Origin of the sequence: Rhizobium skierniewicense (assembly GCF_014196515.1) — a bacterium.
In the GTDB taxonomy this organism is placed as follows: domain Bacteria; phylum Pseudomonadota; class Alphaproteobacteria; order Rhizobiales; family Rhizobiaceae; genus Agrobacterium; species Agrobacterium skierniewicense.
Genome location: NZ_JACIDV010000004.1, coordinates 160,890 through 175,796 on the forward strand (window position 1 = coordinate 160,890; position 14,907 = coordinate 175,796).

12 protein-coding genes are annotated in these 14,907 nt (G+C 56.9%); 7 read left to right on the forward strand and 5 right to left on the reverse strand.

All coding sequences use genetic code 11. The features are described from left to right. Positions 1 to 22: 22 nt before the first annotated feature. The gene (locus GGQ73_RS23340) at positions 23 to 394 is read right to left on the reverse strand and encodes a helix-turn-helix domain-containing protein (RefSeq protein WP_412762964.1); all 372 of its coding nucleotides are present in this window, start codon (positions 392 to 394) and stop codon (positions 23 to 25) included. 94 nt (positions 395 to 488) lie between these two features. Between GGQ73_RS23340 and GGQ73_RS07785 the strand changes: the two genes are divergently transcribed. After that, positions 489 to 1,370, forward strand: a complete 882-nt coding sequence (locus GGQ73_RS07785; protein WP_183895313.1) for an aldo/keto reductase family oxidoreductase — start codon at positions 489 to 491, stop codon at positions 1,368 to 1,370. 68 nt (positions 1,371 to 1,438) lie between these two features. Here the strand turns inward: GGQ73_RS07785 and carB are convergent, their stop codons facing one another. Continuing rightward, positions 1,439 to 4,927, reverse strand: a complete 3,489-nt coding sequence (gene carB, locus GGQ73_RS07790; protein ID WP_183895315.1) for a carbamoyl-phosphate synthase large subunit — start codon at positions 4,925 to 4,927, stop codon at positions 1,439 to 1,441. A gap of 259 nt (positions 4,928 to 5,186) precedes the next feature. Between carB and GGQ73_RS07795 the strand changes: the two genes are divergently transcribed. Both GGQ73_RS07795 and ypfJ read left to right on the forward strand, forming a co-directional pair. Then, positions 5,187 to 5,855, forward strand: coding sequence for a glutathione S-transferase family protein (locus tag GGQ73_RS07795; RefSeq protein WP_183895317.1), 669 nt, complete (start codon positions 5,187 to 5,189; stop codon positions 5,853 to 5,855). A 59-nt stretch (positions 5,856 to 5,914) separates the two neighbouring features. Beyond that, a complete protein-coding gene (ypfJ, locus tag GGQ73_RS07800; RefSeq protein ID WP_174153587.1) occupies positions 5,915 to 6,808 on the forward strand; it encodes a KPN_02809 family neutral zinc metallopeptidase in 894 nt (297 codons plus the stop codon). A gap of 4 nt (positions 6,809 to 6,812) precedes the next feature. Here the strand turns inward: ypfJ and GGQ73_RS07805 are convergent, their stop codons facing one another. Both GGQ73_RS07805 and mcpU read right to left on the reverse strand, forming a co-directional pair. Further along, positions 6,813 to 7,292, reverse strand: coding sequence for a DUF2938 domain-containing protein (locus tag GGQ73_RS07805; protein WP_183895682.1), 480 nt, complete (start codon positions 7,290 to 7,292; stop codon positions 6,813 to 6,815). Positions 7,293 to 7,431: 139 nt separating this feature from the next. Then, positions 7,432 to 9,522 (reverse strand): methyl-accepting chemotaxis protein McpU, encoded by a 2,091-nt coding sequence (gene mcpU / locus GGQ73_RS07810; RefSeq protein ID WP_183895684.1) that lies wholly within the window; start codon positions 9,520 to 9,522, stop codon positions 7,432 to 7,434. 318 nt (positions 9,523 to 9,840) lie between these two features. Between mcpU and GGQ73_RS07815 the strand changes: the two genes are divergently transcribed. From GGQ73_RS07815 to GGQ73_RS07825, 3 genes are all read left to right on the forward strand, one after another. After that, positions 9,841 to 11,238, forward strand: coding sequence for an MATE family efflux transporter (locus GGQ73_RS07815; protein WP_183895318.1), 1,398 nt, complete (start codon positions 9,841 to 9,843; stop codon positions 11,236 to 11,238). A 115-nt stretch (positions 11,239 to 11,353) separates the two neighbouring features. Next, on the forward strand, positions 11,354 to 11,560 hold the full coding sequence (locus GGQ73_RS07820) for a hypothetical protein (RefSeq protein ID WP_174153585.1): 207 nt from the start codon (positions 11,354 to 11,356) through the stop codon (positions 11,558 to 11,560). A 504-nt stretch (positions 11,561 to 12,064) separates the two neighbouring features. Beyond that, positions 12,065 to 12,271 carry a hypothetical protein gene (locus GGQ73_RS07825; RefSeq protein WP_174153584.1) on the forward strand — a complete coding sequence of 69 codons (207 nt, stop codon included), beginning with the start codon at positions 12,065 to 12,067 and terminating at the stop codon, positions 12,269 to 12,271. 632 nt (positions 12,272 to 12,903) lie between these two features. On the opposite strand, the gene carA is transcribed toward GGQ73_RS07825, so the two are convergent. Then, the gene (gene carA / locus GGQ73_RS07830; RefSeq protein WP_183895320.1) at positions 12,904 to 14,109 is read right to left on the reverse strand and encodes a glutamine-hydrolyzing carbamoyl-phosphate synthase small subunit; all 1,206 of its coding nucleotides are present in this window, start codon (positions 14,107 to 14,109) and stop codon (positions 12,904 to 12,906) included. Between the two features lie 324 nt (positions 14,110 to 14,433). Between carA and GGQ73_RS07835 the strand changes: the two genes are divergently transcribed. Next, the gene (locus GGQ73_RS07835; RefSeq protein ID WP_183895322.1) at positions 14,434 to 14,886 is read left to right on the forward strand and encodes a GatB/YqeY domain-containing protein; all 453 of its coding nucleotides are present in this window, start codon (positions 14,434 to 14,436) and stop codon (positions 14,884 to 14,886) included. Positions 14,887 to 14,907 lie beyond the last annotated feature (21 nt).

Consider the following 14,907-nt stretch of genomic DNA (forward strand, 5'->3'; position numbering starts at 1 on the left):
GTTCTGCCGGAGCAGATTTTCGTCAGGACAAAGGCGATTGGCGAAGGGCATACCCTAAGGTACGGTCGAGCCGATCGCCTTTGTCCTGGCGGAAAGATGCCCGGCCCTCCGGGTTGGTTGAAACGGGCCATCTGCCTGCCCGGACGGCTTGGCCGTATGCTAAGGCTGCGCCACGCGCCCTCCGGACAAGCAGTCGATCCCGTTTGAACCAACAGAACTGTTTCCATTCAACAAGGAAACACTCTAAGAGGCGCACACCGAGTTCGGCCTCCAACCGGCGAACGGCGTCGCTCATCCCTGAAGGGCTGCTGCTTGCGATCCGCGCCGCTTCGCGGAAACCGCCTGCACGTGCCACCGCGACAAAAATCTTGGGATCGTCCAGATTAATTTTCATTGTCCGTGATCCCGCACAGTCCGTCCTCACCGTACCCCATTATCTTGAACTGCGACAGCAGCTATCCTGCCGTTAGACCATCAGGAGAAAAAGCATGATCACCATCGATAAAGCCGGAGCGTTCAAATTCGGAGATTTCACGGTCAAACGTCTGGGCTACGGCGCCATGCAACTTGCAGGGCCCGGTGTGTTTGGCCCACCGAAAGATCGTGAAAGCGCTCTTGCGGTTCTACGCGCTGCCGTGGAAGCGGGTGTCAACCACATCGATACCTCCGATTTCTACGGACCGCACATCACCAACCGGTTGATCCGCCAGGCACTTCATCCCTATCAGGACGATCTCGTCATCGTCACGAAGATCGGTGCCAAGCGTGGAGAAGACAAATCCTGGACCATCGCTTCTTCGCCTGAAGAGTTGACGAATGCCGTCCACGACAATCTTCGTAACCTCGGCCTTGACGTCATCGATGTCGTCAACCTCCGTGTCATGTTCGATGTCCATGGACCGGCAGAAGGTTCCATAGAACCGTTGCTGACGCCACTCGTAGAGTTGCAGCAGCAGGGTCTGGTTCGCCACATCGGCCTTAGCAACGTCACGCCTGCTCAGGTCGCCGAGGGGCGGGGGATCGCTGAGATTGTCTGCGTTCAGAACATGTACAATCTGGCGCATCGGCAGGATGACGCCTTGATCGACAGCTTGGCGAAGGACGGTATTGCCTATGTCCCGTTCTTTCCGCTGGGCGGCTTCAGTCCGCTTCAGTCATCGGCCCTGTCGGACGTTGCAAAGCGTTTGGAGGCAACGCCGATGCAGGTTGCTCTTGCCTGGCTTTTGCGCCGAGCGCCCAACATCCTGCTCATCCCTGGAACGTCGTCGGTCGCGCATTTGCACGAAAATCTCGCAGCAGCCGATCTCGTTCTGTCGGATGATGTCATGTCGGAGCTTAATGATGTGGCGGCTACAAATGCCGCGCACTGAGTGTCCAAATTGAAAAGGAAAAGGGCGCGTCATTGACGCGCCCTTTGGTATCGTGGAGATTTCCATGCTTACGCGAAGTAGCTTTGCAGAGGCCGTACATCCAGGTTGCCTGCCTTCAATGCCTTGATGGCGAGTGCGGCAGATTCTGCACCTGATATCGTCGTGTAATACGGCACTTTCTGCATCAGCGTTGCGCGGCGCAGGGATTTACTATCGGAGATCGCCTTGTTGCTGTCGGTGGTGTTGATGACCAGCTGAACCTGACGGTTACGGATGGCGTCTTCGATGTGCGGGCGGCCTTCCTGAACCTTGTTGATCTTCTCGGCATTGATGCCCTGTTCGGCCAGAAAGCGCTGCGTGCCACCGGTCGCAAGAACCCTGAAGCCGATTTCAACCAGATGACGGATGGCGGGCAGGACCCGTTCCTTGTCGTTGTCACGAACGGAAACGAACACTGCACCGGAACGTGGCAGATCGACGCTCGCACCCAGCTGCGCTTTGGCGAAGGCCAGAGCGAAATCGGTATCGAGGCCCATGACTTCGCCGGTTGAGCGCATTTCAGGTCCGAGCAGAATATCGACACCAGGGAAGCGAGCAAACGGGAAGACGGCTTCCTTGACGGCAATGTGCTGGAGGTTGCGCGGGTCTGGCTTTTCGCCATAAGCCGCGATCGCCACGTCCAGCTTCTCACCCGTCATGATGCGGGCTGCGATCTTGGCAATCGGCGCGCCGATGGTCTTTGCCACGAAAGGCACGGTGCGCGAAGCACGCGGGTTGACTTCCAGGACGTAGATTTTGCCGTCCTTGATGGCATATTGCACGTTCATCAGCCCGCCGACATTGAGCGCCTTGGCCATAGCCGTCGTCTGGCGTTCCAACTCGTCCAATACATCTTTAGACAGGGAGCGCGATGGCAGCGAGCAGGCGCTGTCGCCAGAGTGAATACCGGCTTCTTCGATGTGCTCCATGATGCCGGAAACAAAAACGTTTTCGCCATCGCATAGTGCGTCCACGTCCACTTCGACGGCGTTGGACAGGTAGCTATCGAACAGCAGCGGGTTTTTGCCCAAGAGCGTGTTGATCTGGCCGGTCTTGTCGTTGGGGTAGCGCTGCTTGATATCTTCGGGCACGAGGCCGGGAACCGTATCGAGAAGATAGGTCTGGAGCTGGCCTTCCGAATGAATGATCTGCATGGCGCGACCACCCAGAACGTAGGACGGGCGTACGACCAGCGGGAAGCCGATTTCGGATGCGACGAGGCGGGCCTGCTCGACCGAGTAGGCGATACCGTTGTTCGGCTGGTTCAGATCGAGCTTCATCAGCAACTTCTGGAAGCGATCGCGGTCTTCGGCAAGGTCGATCATATCCGGCGCTGTGCCAAGGATCGGGATGCCGTTCTTCTCCAGCGCTTCGGCGAGCTTTAGCGGTGTCTGACCACCAAACTGAACGATGACACCGACCAGTTCGCCCTTTTCCTGCTCGGCCCGCATGATTTCGATTACGTCTTCAGCCGTCAGCGGCTCGAAATAGAGCCGGTCGGAGGTGTCGTAATCGGTGGACACGGTCTCTGGGTTGCAGTTGATCATGATGGCTTCGAAGCCCGCATCCTTCAATGCGAAGGCGGCATGGCAGCAGCAATAATCGAACTCGATGCCCTGGCCGATACGGTTCGGGCCACCGCCGAGGATGACGACCTTCTTGCGGTCGGATACCTGCGCTTCGGAGCGTAGCTGGCCGACGAATGGCGTCTCGTAGGTGGAGTACATATAGGCTGTCGGCGAGGCGAATTCGGCAGCGCAGGTGTCGATGCGCTTGAAAACCGGGCGCACGTTGAGGCTGTTGCGAAGCTCGGCGACTTCCTTGGGGCGCTTCTTGGTGAGGCTTGCAAGGCGGGCGTCGGAGAAGCCCATGGCTTTCAGCGAGCGCAGGTTTTCAGCGTCCGTTGGCAGGCCGTGCTCGCGCACGCGGGCTTCCATGTCCACGATCGCCTTGAACTGGGCGATAAACCATGGATCGATCTTTGAGTTTTCATGCACTTCAGCTTCGGACATGCCCATGCGCAGCGCCTGGGCAACCATGCGCAGACGGTCTGGCGTCGGCGTGCCGATCGCGGCGCGGATGGCGTTCTTGGAGCCTTCGCCTTCTTCATAGCCGGGGATTTCGATTTCATCGAGACCGGTGAGGCCGGTTTCCAGACCGCGCAGCGCCTTCTGCATGGATTCGGCAAAGGTACGGCCAATCGCCATGACCTCACCGACCGACTTCATGGCAGTGGTCAGGATCGGCGACGCGCCCGGGAATTTCTCGAAGGCGAAGCGCGGGATCTTGGTCACGACATAGTCGATGGACGGTTCGAAGGACGCAGGCGTTGCACCGCCCGTGATGTCGTTGTCAAGTTCGTCCAGCGTGTAGCCGACAGCAAGCTTCGCCGCGACCTTGGCAATCGGGAAGCCGGTGGCCTTGGAGGCGAGCGCGGACGAGCGAGACACGCGGGGGTTCATCTCGATGACGACCAGACGGCCATCCTTCGGGTTGACCGCGAACTGCACGTTCGAGCCGCCGGTTTCCACGCCGATCTCGCGCAGGACCGCGATCGATGCGTTGCGCATCATCTGGTATTCTTTGTCGGTCAGCGTCAGGGCAGGGGCGACGGTAATCGAGTCGCCGGTGTGGACGCCCATCGGGTCGATGTTTTCGATGGAGCAGATGATGATGCAGTTGTCCGCCTTGTCGCGGACCACTTCCATCTCATACTCCTTCCAGCCGAGAACCGATTCTTCGATCAGCACTTCGGTGGTGGGCGAGGCATCAAGACCGCCGCCGATGATTTCGAAGAATTCCGAGCGGTTATAGGCAATGCCGCCGCCGGTACCACCCATGGTGAAGGACGGGCGGATGATGGCGGGCAGACCGACGACGTCGATCGCCTGCGCGGCGACGGCAAGAGCGTGGCTGATGTAGCGCTGTTTGCGGTCGGTCTCGCCGAGGTTCCACTGGTTTTCGAGGTTGTCGAGCGCTTTGTCCAAATCCGGGCCGGAAAGCCTTGCTTTCAGCTCTGCGCGTGCAGCGTCATGCGTCTTGCGGTCGGCGTCCTTGATGTCGGTGGCGTTGGCCAACATCGACTTAGGCGTTTCCAGATTGATGCGCTTCATCGCTTCGCGGAACAAGGCACGGTCTTCAGCCATGTCGATGGCTTCGGGTTTTGCGCCGATCATTTCGACATTGTAGCGGTCCAGCACACCCATGCGCTTGAGCGAGAGCGCAGTGTTCAGCGCTGTCTGGCCGCCCATGGTTGGCAGCAGCGCGTCCGGGCGCTCCTTGGCGATGATCTTGGCAACGACTTCCGGTGTGATCGGCTCGATGTAGGTCGCATCCGCCAGGCCAGGGTCGGTCATGATCGTTGCAGGATTGGAGTTGACGAGGATGACGCGGTAGCCTTCCTCCTTCAGCGCTTTACAGGCCTGTGTGCCGGAATAGTCGAACTCGCATGCCTGACCGATGACAATCGGACCCGCGCCGATGATAAGGATGGACTTGATATCTTCGCGCTTCGGCATAGCTCTCGTTCCGCTTTTTTGTTGCGCAAAAAACCGGCCACGATGAATCATCACCGGTCGGGCGCGCAATTCAGATGTTTTCAGGCTAGAAGCGGCTTATAGGCAAATGTTTTGGCGAACGGAACCCTGAATCTTCGGTTTCTGACAGGAAAATTAGTCCTCTCTATACATGCGTTGCGGGATGATCCTTTCCGCTTGTAAAAACGTAGAGTTATTTGAATGAATTACGTTGGTTTCTAAAACAATAGAACAGGGCACCATGATCACCGTCCATTACCTCGAAAATTCCCGCGCACACCGCATTCTCTGGCTGCTTGAGGAGCTCGGTCTTGACTATGACGTCAAAACCTACGCCCGAGGGCCCGACATGCGCGCGCCCAGGAGCCTCAAAGCGGTGCATCCACTCGGCAAATCTCCTGTTATCGAAGATGGCGGCAAGATATACGCGGAAAGCGGGGCCATCATCGAATATCTGATTGATACCTATGGAAAGGGCGCCTTCAGACCCGAGAAGGGCGGGGACGACTACAGACGCTACGTCTACTGGCTGCACTATGCCGAGGGATCAGCCATGCCGTTGTTGTTGTTGAAGCTCTTGTTCTCGCGCATACCCAGCCAGGTTCCGTTCTTCCTGCGGCCCGTGGCGCAGCTGATTTCGAAAGGCGTTTCCAGCAAACTCGTCGATCCGCAACTGGCAGACCATACGGCCTATTGGGAAGCGGAGCTCGCCAGGGACGGTTTTTTTGCCGGAGGCGAGTTGACGGGTGCCGATATAGCCATGAGCTTTCCGGTGGAAGCAGCCATGAGCCGTGCAGCGGGTGCGGCCGATCAGCCGGGGATCCGGCGCTTCCTCGAAACCATCCGCGCACGGCCCGCTTACCAGCGCGCGCTGAAAAAGGGCGGGGCCTATGTGTTCTCGCAAAGTTGATGTCGGGGAACGGATTGCTCTCGTTTGCGTTATAGCGTCGCATTCATGGGGAGACTGGCATGCAGTGGCGCGGGCGGCGACAATCCGACAATATTGAAGATAGACGTGGCATGTCAGCGGGTAGCGGTGGCGGTGGTTTCCGCCTGCCGACCGGTGGCGGTCGGGGCGGCGGCATCGGTATTGGCGGCCTTGTCGTCATTCTGCTGATCAGCTGGGCGCTTGGCATCAACCCCTTGACGCTTCTGTCTGGGGGCGACGTTTCCACTGATAGCGGTAGCCAGCAGAGCACCGGAACGCGGCCTCAGGGTCAGTCCAGCGACGATACCACCGCCTTTGTCAGAACCGTCCTAGCTGAGACGGAAGATACCTGGGGTAAGATTTTCGCCGCGTCGAACGAAACCTATGAAAAGCCCACTCTGGTTCTGTTCGCAGGCCAGGTGCGCTCGGGTTGCGGAACCGCATCTTCGGCCAGCGGCCCATTCTATTGCCCGCAGGACCGCAAGGTCTATCTGGATACCAATTTCTTCCGCGAACTCGATCAGCGCTTCGGTGCATCCGGCGACTTCGCCCAGGCCTACGTGATCGCGCATGAGGTTGGTCACCACATCCAGAACCTGACCGGCGTCTTGCCCGAGTTCAACCGTCAGCGACAGGGCATGAGTGAAACCGATGCCAACAAGATGTCGGTGCGCGTTGAGTTGCAGGCGGATTGTTACGCTGGTATCTGGGGCAAATCCACCCAGCAGAAGGGTCTTCTGGAAACGGGTGATCTGGAAGAGGCTCTGAACGCCGCACACCAGATTGGCGACGATACGCTTCAGAAGCAGTCGCAGGGCTATGTCGTGCCTGACAGTTTCAATCACGGGACATCCGCCCAGCGCGCCGAGTGGTTCCGCCGTGGCTTCGACAAAGGTCGTATCGAAGATTGCGATACGTTCTCTGCAGAGATCTGATATCTCAGGCCAAAATCAAGGCGGTTACATACATTCCCAGCGCGAATACGGTGTGCGCAATGAGGTTCAGAGCGCGCACTTTGGTCGGGTTGGGCGTCTTGGACGCCGCCCAACCGATGCCAAGGCCGGGCTGAAGCAGAAACCAGCCAGCGCCGACCGTCAAGATGCCGACGATCCACGGCAGCAGGAACGATGGTTTCGCAAACCAGCCACTGGGTACGATCATCGCGAGAATGACCCCATAGAGAATGCCGACGGCATAATGGGATGCCCAGCCAAGCGCGGTTTCGTGCTCATAGGGGATCGCGGTCGCGATACTGTCGTGGAAGACTTTGCCGTTGGGCAGATGCCAGAACCACCTGCCAACCGGACCCCAATTCGGTGCAGGCTGCCGGAACATGCGATGCAGGATGATCGCCCAGATATCCATGAACATGGTGCCACCGATGCCCATCATCGTGCCACGCCATATGATCTCCCACAGCATCGAGCTCCCCCGGCGACTCACGATCTTCCTCGCAAATCTGTCGGTTTTCGTCGATCTGCACAAGGTGGGGTGGATAAACAAAAGAGGCGTGACCGATAACAGGTCACGCCTCTCTTTGCTCAACAGGAAGTACTGATCAGGCCGCGCGACTGTAGCCAGTACGGGCGTTTTGCTGGCTGTTTGCCAGTTTGAACTGTGCCAGCAGATCGTTCAATGCCGCTGCTTCGGAGGCAAGGCCATGGCTTGCAGCGGTCTGTTCCTCAACCATGGCGGCATTTTGCTGCGTGCCCTGGTCAATGGTATTGATGGCCGTATTGATTTCCTGCAAACCGGTGGACTGCTCCCGCGAGGCAAGCACGATGGCGTTGATATGCTGGTTGATTTCCTGCACTTCGGCCACGATTGTTTCAAGCGCCTTGCCAGCGTTGCCGACCAGCGAAACACCGGCTTCGACCTGGGTCGTCGATGCGCTGATCAACGTCTTGATCTCCTTGGCAGCGTTTGCAGAACGCTGGGCCAGTTCGCGCACTTCCTGTGCAACGACCGCAAAGCCCTTACCCGCTTCGCCGGCCCGCGCTGCTTCAACACCAGCGTTCAGAGCCAACAGATTGGTCTGGAAGGCGATCTCGTCGATGACGCCGATGATCTTGGAGATGCCGGAAGAAGACTGCTCGATGCCTTCCATCGCTTTTACAGCATCGCCAACGACCACGCCGGATTGTTCGGCATTGGTACGGGCACGTTCCACCAGACGTCCGACTTCTTCCGCGCGTTTGGCAGAGTCCTTGACGGTCGTGGTGATTTCTTCGAGTGCCGCGGCGGTTTGTTCCACCGAGGCTGCCTGCTGTTCGGTCCGCTTGGCCAAATCGTCGGCCGACTGGCGGATTTCGCTGGCACCGGCGTCGATGGCGCGGGCGTTCTGGCCAACGGTGACAAGCGCGCCATTCAGCTTGCTGATCGAGCCGTTGAAATCTTCACGCAGCCGGTCGATATGCGCCACGAACGGCGTATTGATACGGTAATCCATGTGGCCATCCGAAAGATGGGCGAGGCCTTCCGCCAATGCGCTGACGGCGAACTGGATATCGGCCGTGTCCCTCGCGGCAGTCCTCTCGCGCTCGCCGCGCTCGTGTTCCGAGAGATTGCGGGTCTGCTCTGCGTCACCTTCCAGACGCAGGCGCTCTTGCGCATTGGTGCGGAACACGGAGACAGCTGCCGCCATGGAACCGATCTGGTCCGTACGCTCCTGGCCAGGGATGGTCGCGTCAAGGTTGCCGGCAGCGAGCTCATCCATCGCGGCAGTCATCTGCGTTACGGGTCTGATCACAAGGCTGTTTACGAGGAATGCGAGGAAAGCAATCATACCGGCAACCGCGAGACCTGTGGCGATCACCGCTGCGATCCGGAACTGCGTTATGGATGCGAATGCCGTCTTGCTGTCGATCACAAGACCAACAGACCATTCAACGTTTGGAAGACCAGGAACGGGAAGGAAGCTCGTGATCTTGTCTGCACCGCCGATTTCGGTTTGCGAAACGGCCTGGGAAATCTTAGGCGTCGCGACAGGGAAGAGATCGGTCAGCGTCTTGTTGATCAGCGATACGTCCGGGTGAATCAGGATCTTGCCATCCTTGTTGACCAGAAACGCATAGCCTTCATTGCCTGCATCGATAGAGCTGATCATGGAAACCAGTGTCGTCAGCAGGAAGTCGCTTGCAGCTACGCCGACCAGCTTGCCGTCACGTTTGACCGGAACGGCCGCGCTGACGACGAGCTTGCCTGTGCTGGCATCGACATAGGGTTCGGTCAACACTGTCGAGTTTGCTTTGACAGCGGCCTGATACCAAGGGCGCTGTCGCGCATCGTAGCCGTCGCGCATCTTTTGGGCAGGAAAATTGTTATAAGCGCCCGCTTCATCTCCGAAATAGGCGGATTTGAACTCGCGTGCCAGAATGTCGTTTTGCAACAGAAGGTCTAGCCGTTCCTGTGTGGTCGCCTTGGTCATTGCCGCGCCAACCATTTCCGTCATCATCACGCGACCGTTCAGCCAGTTGGCGATGCTCTGGGCGGACTGCTTACCGGCGGCGTTGATCTTGTCTTCGACGAAATTGTTGGCTGCGTCGCGCTGGAGGCCGTCGATGTAAACCGAAAAACCTGCGAAGGCGGCGACAACAACGCAGGACGCCGCCACGACGATCCGCGTCATCAAATTGGATTTTTTGGGCAATTTCTGAACCTTGGAAAGACCGGCCCTGCCGGGTTTTGATGCGAACATGCCTATGGCGATCACGGCGTGCCTCATGCACCCAAATATTTTTTATTTCGGTGGAACCTTTATCGGGCAAGCGTAAACAAAGTTTGCAAGCCTTAAACATGAGGACACAAAGAATTTCTTAAAGCATTGTTTTGTCGAAAATAAATTAATTTTAGGGCATGGTTATACTGTCAATATCCTGTGCTTGCGCCTTCGCTGCAAATGACATAACCAGACGTCGAGCCGCTTGTCTCGCGTTAGAGAAGCGGCTTTTGTTTTTGAGGTGATGTCATGTCTTCGTCGGTTGCGGTCGAAAAAAATCCCGTCCCATTGCAGTCTTGGGGCGCGCATTTGCGAGCCACGCTTGCGCTGGGAATTCCGTTGATTGGGGCACAGTTGGCGCAGCTTGGAATTCATACCACTGATATGATCATCGTCGGCCAGCTGGGCGCTGAAAAACTGGCTGCCATGGTTCTTGCCGGCCAATTTTATTTCGTCGTTTTCATTTTCGGCTCCGGCTTCTCCGTCGCTGTGGTGCCGATGGTGGCCAACGCCTATGGGCAGGGTGATGCCACAACCGCGCGACGTGCTCTGCGCATGGGAATGTGGGTGGCGACGGTGTACTGGTTACTGACCCTGCCACTATTCCTCAAGGCTGAAAGCATCCTCTTGGCGCTTGGTCAGAATCCGGCAGTCTCGGCGCAGACAGGACAGTATCTGGCCATCGCGCAGTTTGGTCTTCTGCCAGCGCTTCTGTTTTATGTTATGCGCGGCCTCGTGAGTGCCATAGGACGCGCTGGCATCATTTTGTATGCCACCATTGCCATGTTGGTCATCAACGGGTTCCTGGCCTACGCTCTGGTTCTTGGCCATTTCGGATTTCCTGCGTTGGGAATGCTGGGCGCCGCTTTTGCCGCCATCATCGTTAACGCCTTCAGCCTGCTTTTCATCGTCGTCTATATCCAGACACGGGAGGAAACCCGGCGCTATGAGCTTTTCGTGCGGTTCTGGAAGCCGGATTTTCACGCTTTATGGGAGGTTATCCGTCTCGGCTTGCCCATCAGTGTCACCATCCTTGCGGAAGTCACGCTGTTTTCGGCAGCGTCCATTCTCATGGGCCAGATCGGCACCCTGGAACTGGCCGCTCACGGCATTGCGTTGCAACTGGCATCCATTGCCTTCATGATTCCGCTCGGCCTTTCTCAGGCCGCCACCGTGCGGGTGGGGGTGGCACATGGGCAGAGCGATTATCCAAACCTCGTGCGTGCGGCGGTAACCGTCTATGGCGTGGCGTGCCTCATCGCAGCGTCGGGTGGTCTCTTCTTTGCGCTCGCTCCTCAATATCTGGCCAGTTGGTTCCTCGATCCGAGTTTGCCGGGTGCGCCCGACGTTCTCGCCTATGCCAGCACATTGGTCATCATCGCCGGTGTGTTTCAGCTGGTGGATGGCATGCAAGCGGTTGCGGCCGGTCTGCTGCGGGGCCTGAAGGATGCGCGCGTACCAATGATCCTGGCGCTGATTTCCTATTGGCCCATTGGTCTGGCACTGGCCTGGGTCGCCGCGTTTCCACTCGGCTTCGGCGGGCCGGGTGTCTGGTTCGGTTTCGTATTCGGTCTTTCGACCGCAGCCATTCTCCTCACCACACGTTTTTACCTGATGGTGAAGCGTGAAATGCAAGCGCCTATCTAAGATTTTATCTTTTCAATCTTGACGAGTAAAAATAAATATTGCAACCTTTTTTCATCCGTTGGCCATTTCTATTTTCCCGGCGGATTTGAGTGTTAAATCAAAAAGGAATATTAAAATGATTGCAGATGCTATTCAGGACTTTGATGGTGCTCTTCACGTGCAGCAAAGCGCTGCACAGATCGCCACCATGACTGCTGCCGACGAGCGCCCTGTTTCGGTTGGGCTGACAGATATCCGCCGCATAGAAAAAGACGGCAAACTGGAGTTTCAGCTTGCTGCGACAGCGGAGCCGTCGCCCTCCAACCCTGCTCCAGGTAGTTAATCCTGGTTGAGACTGCATACGGACTTCTCGGTGGGGATCACAACCTAAAGCTAGGGCAGTGGTCCACGCCGTAGAAACAGGTGGTGTTGATAGAAGGTGGCACCACCTGTCATGCTTCCGCTTAGAGCCCTACAAACGGTGCAAGAGTGTAAAGCATGGCGGCATTTATTTTTTCGCGCCATGCTGTGATGTCTGGCGCCGCAATGCATACCACGTGGCGCATTCTCCCACCCGCAAAGGCTGTTCCTGACGCCGAGCAGGTCGTCGTATTATTTAACATCCCCTGAGGACACACGAACTTCAATCGGATCCGTATCCTGGTTTCCGTCACGAAATTTACGCGATCATAAACGCAACTTTAGAAATATATTATCTTTATGTTGCTATTTAAAATGTAATAATCAATCTTGACGAGTAAAAATAAATATTGCAACCTTTTTTCATCCGTTGGCCATTTCTATTTTCCCGGCGGATTTGAGTATTAAATCAAAAAGGAATATTAAAATGATTGCAGATGCTATTCAGGACTTTGATGGTGCTCTTCACGTGCAGCAAAGCGCCGCACAGATCGCCACCGTGATTGCTGCCGACGAGCGCCCTGTCTCGGTCGGACCGACAGATATCCGCCGTGTCGAAAAAGACGGCAAACTGGAGTTTCAGCTTGCTGCGACTGTGGAGCGGTCGACTTCCGGCCGTGGGCCGAATCCCTGATACCGATCAAGACCGTTCATGGACTTATCAGTGTGGAACACGACCCAAAATTCGAGCGGTGATCCACGCGGTGGAAACAGGGGGTGTTGATAGAAAGTGGCACCCCCTGCCGTGCTCCGCTTAGAGCCCTACAAACGGTGCAAGAGTGTCAAAGCATGGTGGTATTCGTTCAATGCGCCATGCTTTGATGTTTGCCACGTCGATTCAGTCTCGAAGCTTTGGCTGTGGATGTTGTTGCTGATCCGGAAACTTTATCCCGCTCGAAAAAATCTCGCTAGATCCACGTTTCATCGATCGTCGGAACATTCCCACGATGGTGTCCTGTGAGATCATTGCAGGCACACGTCTTTTTACCGGTATCGTTTCCTCAATATTGCACGCCGCGGATTTTTGCCGCGTGCCCACCGTGGCGATCTTCGCCTCGAAATGCCCGAACCAACCGTTACGGGATAAAATTCGCAGTTGGCCATAGTTTGGTCGGTGCTGCCCCTCCCGATGATATCGATGCGTTTATGATGGCATTCTCCTGGTCGCGGTATCGGCGTGATCAGTATTTTCTTGTTTCCGACGCTATGAGTCAAACGGCCCGCTGAACGCGGGCCGAAGATTGCTGAACAGTTTTCCGATTCGTATCAGCGCTCTGCGAGAGCCGGTTCACCCTTCTTCTCACGCAGCAGGTTCACGAAGCGGCGGAACAGATAGTGGCTGTCCTGCGGGCCAGGGGAAGCTTCCGGGTGGTGCTGGACGGAAAACACCGGCTTGCCCGTGATGCGCAGACCGCAATTTGTTCCGTCGAACAGAGATGTGTGAGTCTCTTCGATGCCATCAGGCAGAGACTTGGCATCGACTGCAAATCCGTGGTTCATGGAGACGATTTCCACCTTGCCGGTGGTAAAGTCCTTGACCGGATGGTTTGCGCCATGGTGGCCCTGATGCATCTTTTCGGTCTTGCCACCAACGGCGAGCCCGAGCATCTGGTGACCAAGGCAGATGCCGAACACAGGCAGGTCTGTCTTGATCAGGTTCTGGATGACCGGAACGGCGTAGACGCCGGTCGCCGCCGGATCTCCTGGACCGTTGGAGAGGAAAACACCATCTGGCTTCAGCGCCATAATATCTTCGGCAGACGTTTGCGCAGGAACGATCGTTACCTTGCAATCAAGACCTGCAAAGAGGCGCAGAATGTTGCGCTTCACGCCAAAATCCACGCACACGACATGGTACTTGGCGTCAGCCTCGCCCAGTGTGCCGTAGCCTTCGTTCCAGACCCACGACGTCTCGTTCCAAACTGAGGATTGGCCTGATGTGGCTTCGATAGCAAGATCAAGACCTTCAAGACCGGTCCATGCCTTGGCTTCCGCCTTCAGCGCGTCGATATCGAAAACGCCGTTCGGGTCATGGGCGATGACGGCGTTCGGCGCTCCATTTTCGCGGATCCAGGCTGTCAGCGCACGCGTGTCGATGCCACAAAGACCGATGATACCGCGCGCTTTCAGCCAGGTATCAAGGTGCTTGGCGGCGCGGAAGTTGGATGGTTCGGTGATGTCGGCCTTGAAGATCACGCCGACCGCACCGCGCCGTGCGGCGGGTGTCAGGTCTTCGATATCTTCGTCATTGGCACCGATATTGCCGATATGCGGGAAGGTGAAGGTGACGATCTGGCCCAGATAGGACGGGTCGGTCAGGATTTCCTGATAACCTGTCAGCGCCGTGTTGAAGCAGACTTCCGCCTGCACCTTGCCGGTTGCGCCGATGCCGGTGCCCTCGATCACGGTGCCATCGGCCAGAACGAGCATGGCGGTGGGTTTGCGGGTGGTCCAGGGTGCTGTCTCGGTCATCTCGTTTCCCGTTTCTGCCACTTCGGCCCGCCTCTTGAAAAGCGGGGGTAAAGTGGTCATCTTTTTTCGCGGATAAGGGCGCGCGAAAGCCTTCGCGTCGTAACCTTCGTTAAAATCCTGTGCAGGTGCCGGAAAATAACGAAAGGGGCGCAAGGGGTCAACCGCGGGCCTGTGGATTAGCTGGATTTAAAACCCATTTGATTCAGACGCTTATGTAAATGATTTGCCGATCCCCGGTTGCTCGTTTATGTCACGCCCAAAATAATGACGGAAATGCCTGACCGATCCATGCCGACAGACAGGGCCTTTCCCAAGGAGAAAAACATGATCCGGGATACCTTCGCCGCCGCTTTGAAAGATGCCATGAAAGCCCGCGAGCCACGCCGCCTCTCGACGATCCGGTTGGTGCAGGCAGCCGTCAAGGACCGTGATATCGCCAATCGCGGCGTCGGCAAGGACCCGGTGTCGGATGAGGAGATTCTGCAGATTCTGGCTAAGATGATCAAGCAGCGCGAAGAATCTGCCAGCATTTACGATCAGGCCGGTCGAGCCGAACTGGCCGAGCACGAGCGCGAGGAAATCATCATCATCAAGGGCTTCATGCCGGAAGAGATTCCGCAGGAGAAGGTTCGCGCCATTCTCGAAGGCGTTATCGCCGAGACAGACGCGTCAGGCCTGCGCGACATGGGCAAGGTGATGGCCGTCCTGAAAGAACGTTATCCTGGCCAGATCGATTTCGGCAAGGCGTCGGGCCTGATCAAGGAACTGTTGAAGTAAACGCGAGCCCGCAAATGATAA

What these genes read in the sequence shown, in the direction of transcription:
- GGQ73_RS23340 (WP_412762964.1), bottom strand. Translation starts at nt 394, where the DNA reads ATGAAAATTAATCTGGACGATCCCAAGATTTTTGTCGCGGTGGCACGT.
- GGQ73_RS07785 (WP_183895313.1), top strand. Translation starts at nt 489, where the DNA reads ATGATCACCATCGATAAAGCCGGAGCGTTCAAATTCGGAGATTTCACG.
- carB (WP_183895315.1), bottom strand. Translation starts at nt 4,927, where the DNA reads ATGCCGAAGCGCGAAGATATCAAGTCCATCCTTATCATCGGCGCGGGT.
- GGQ73_RS07795 (WP_183895317.1), top strand. Translation starts at nt 5,187, where the DNA reads ATGATCACCGTCCATTACCTCGAAAATTCCCGCGCACACCGCATTCTC.
- ypfJ (WP_174153587.1), top strand. Translation starts at nt 5,915, where the DNA reads ATGCAGTGGCGCGGGCGGCGACAATCCGACAATATTGAAGATAGACGT.
- GGQ73_RS07815 (WP_183895318.1), top strand. Translation starts at nt 9,841, where the DNA reads ATGTCTTCGTCGGTTGCGGTCGAAAAAAATCCCGTCCCATTGCAGTCT.
- GGQ73_RS07820 (WP_174153585.1), top strand. Translation starts at nt 11,354, where the DNA reads ATGATTGCAGATGCTATTCAGGACTTTGATGGTGCTCTTCACGTGCAG.
- GGQ73_RS07825 (WP_174153584.1), top strand. Translation starts at nt 12,065, where the DNA reads ATGATTGCAGATGCTATTCAGGACTTTGATGGTGCTCTTCACGTGCAG.
- carA (WP_183895320.1), bottom strand. Translation starts at nt 14,109, where the DNA reads ATGACCGAGACAGCACCCTGGACCACCCGCAAACCCACCGCCATGCTC.
- GGQ73_RS07835 (WP_183895322.1), top strand. Translation starts at nt 14,434, where the DNA reads ATGATCCGGGATACCTTCGCCGCCGCTTTGAAAGATGCCATGAAAGCC.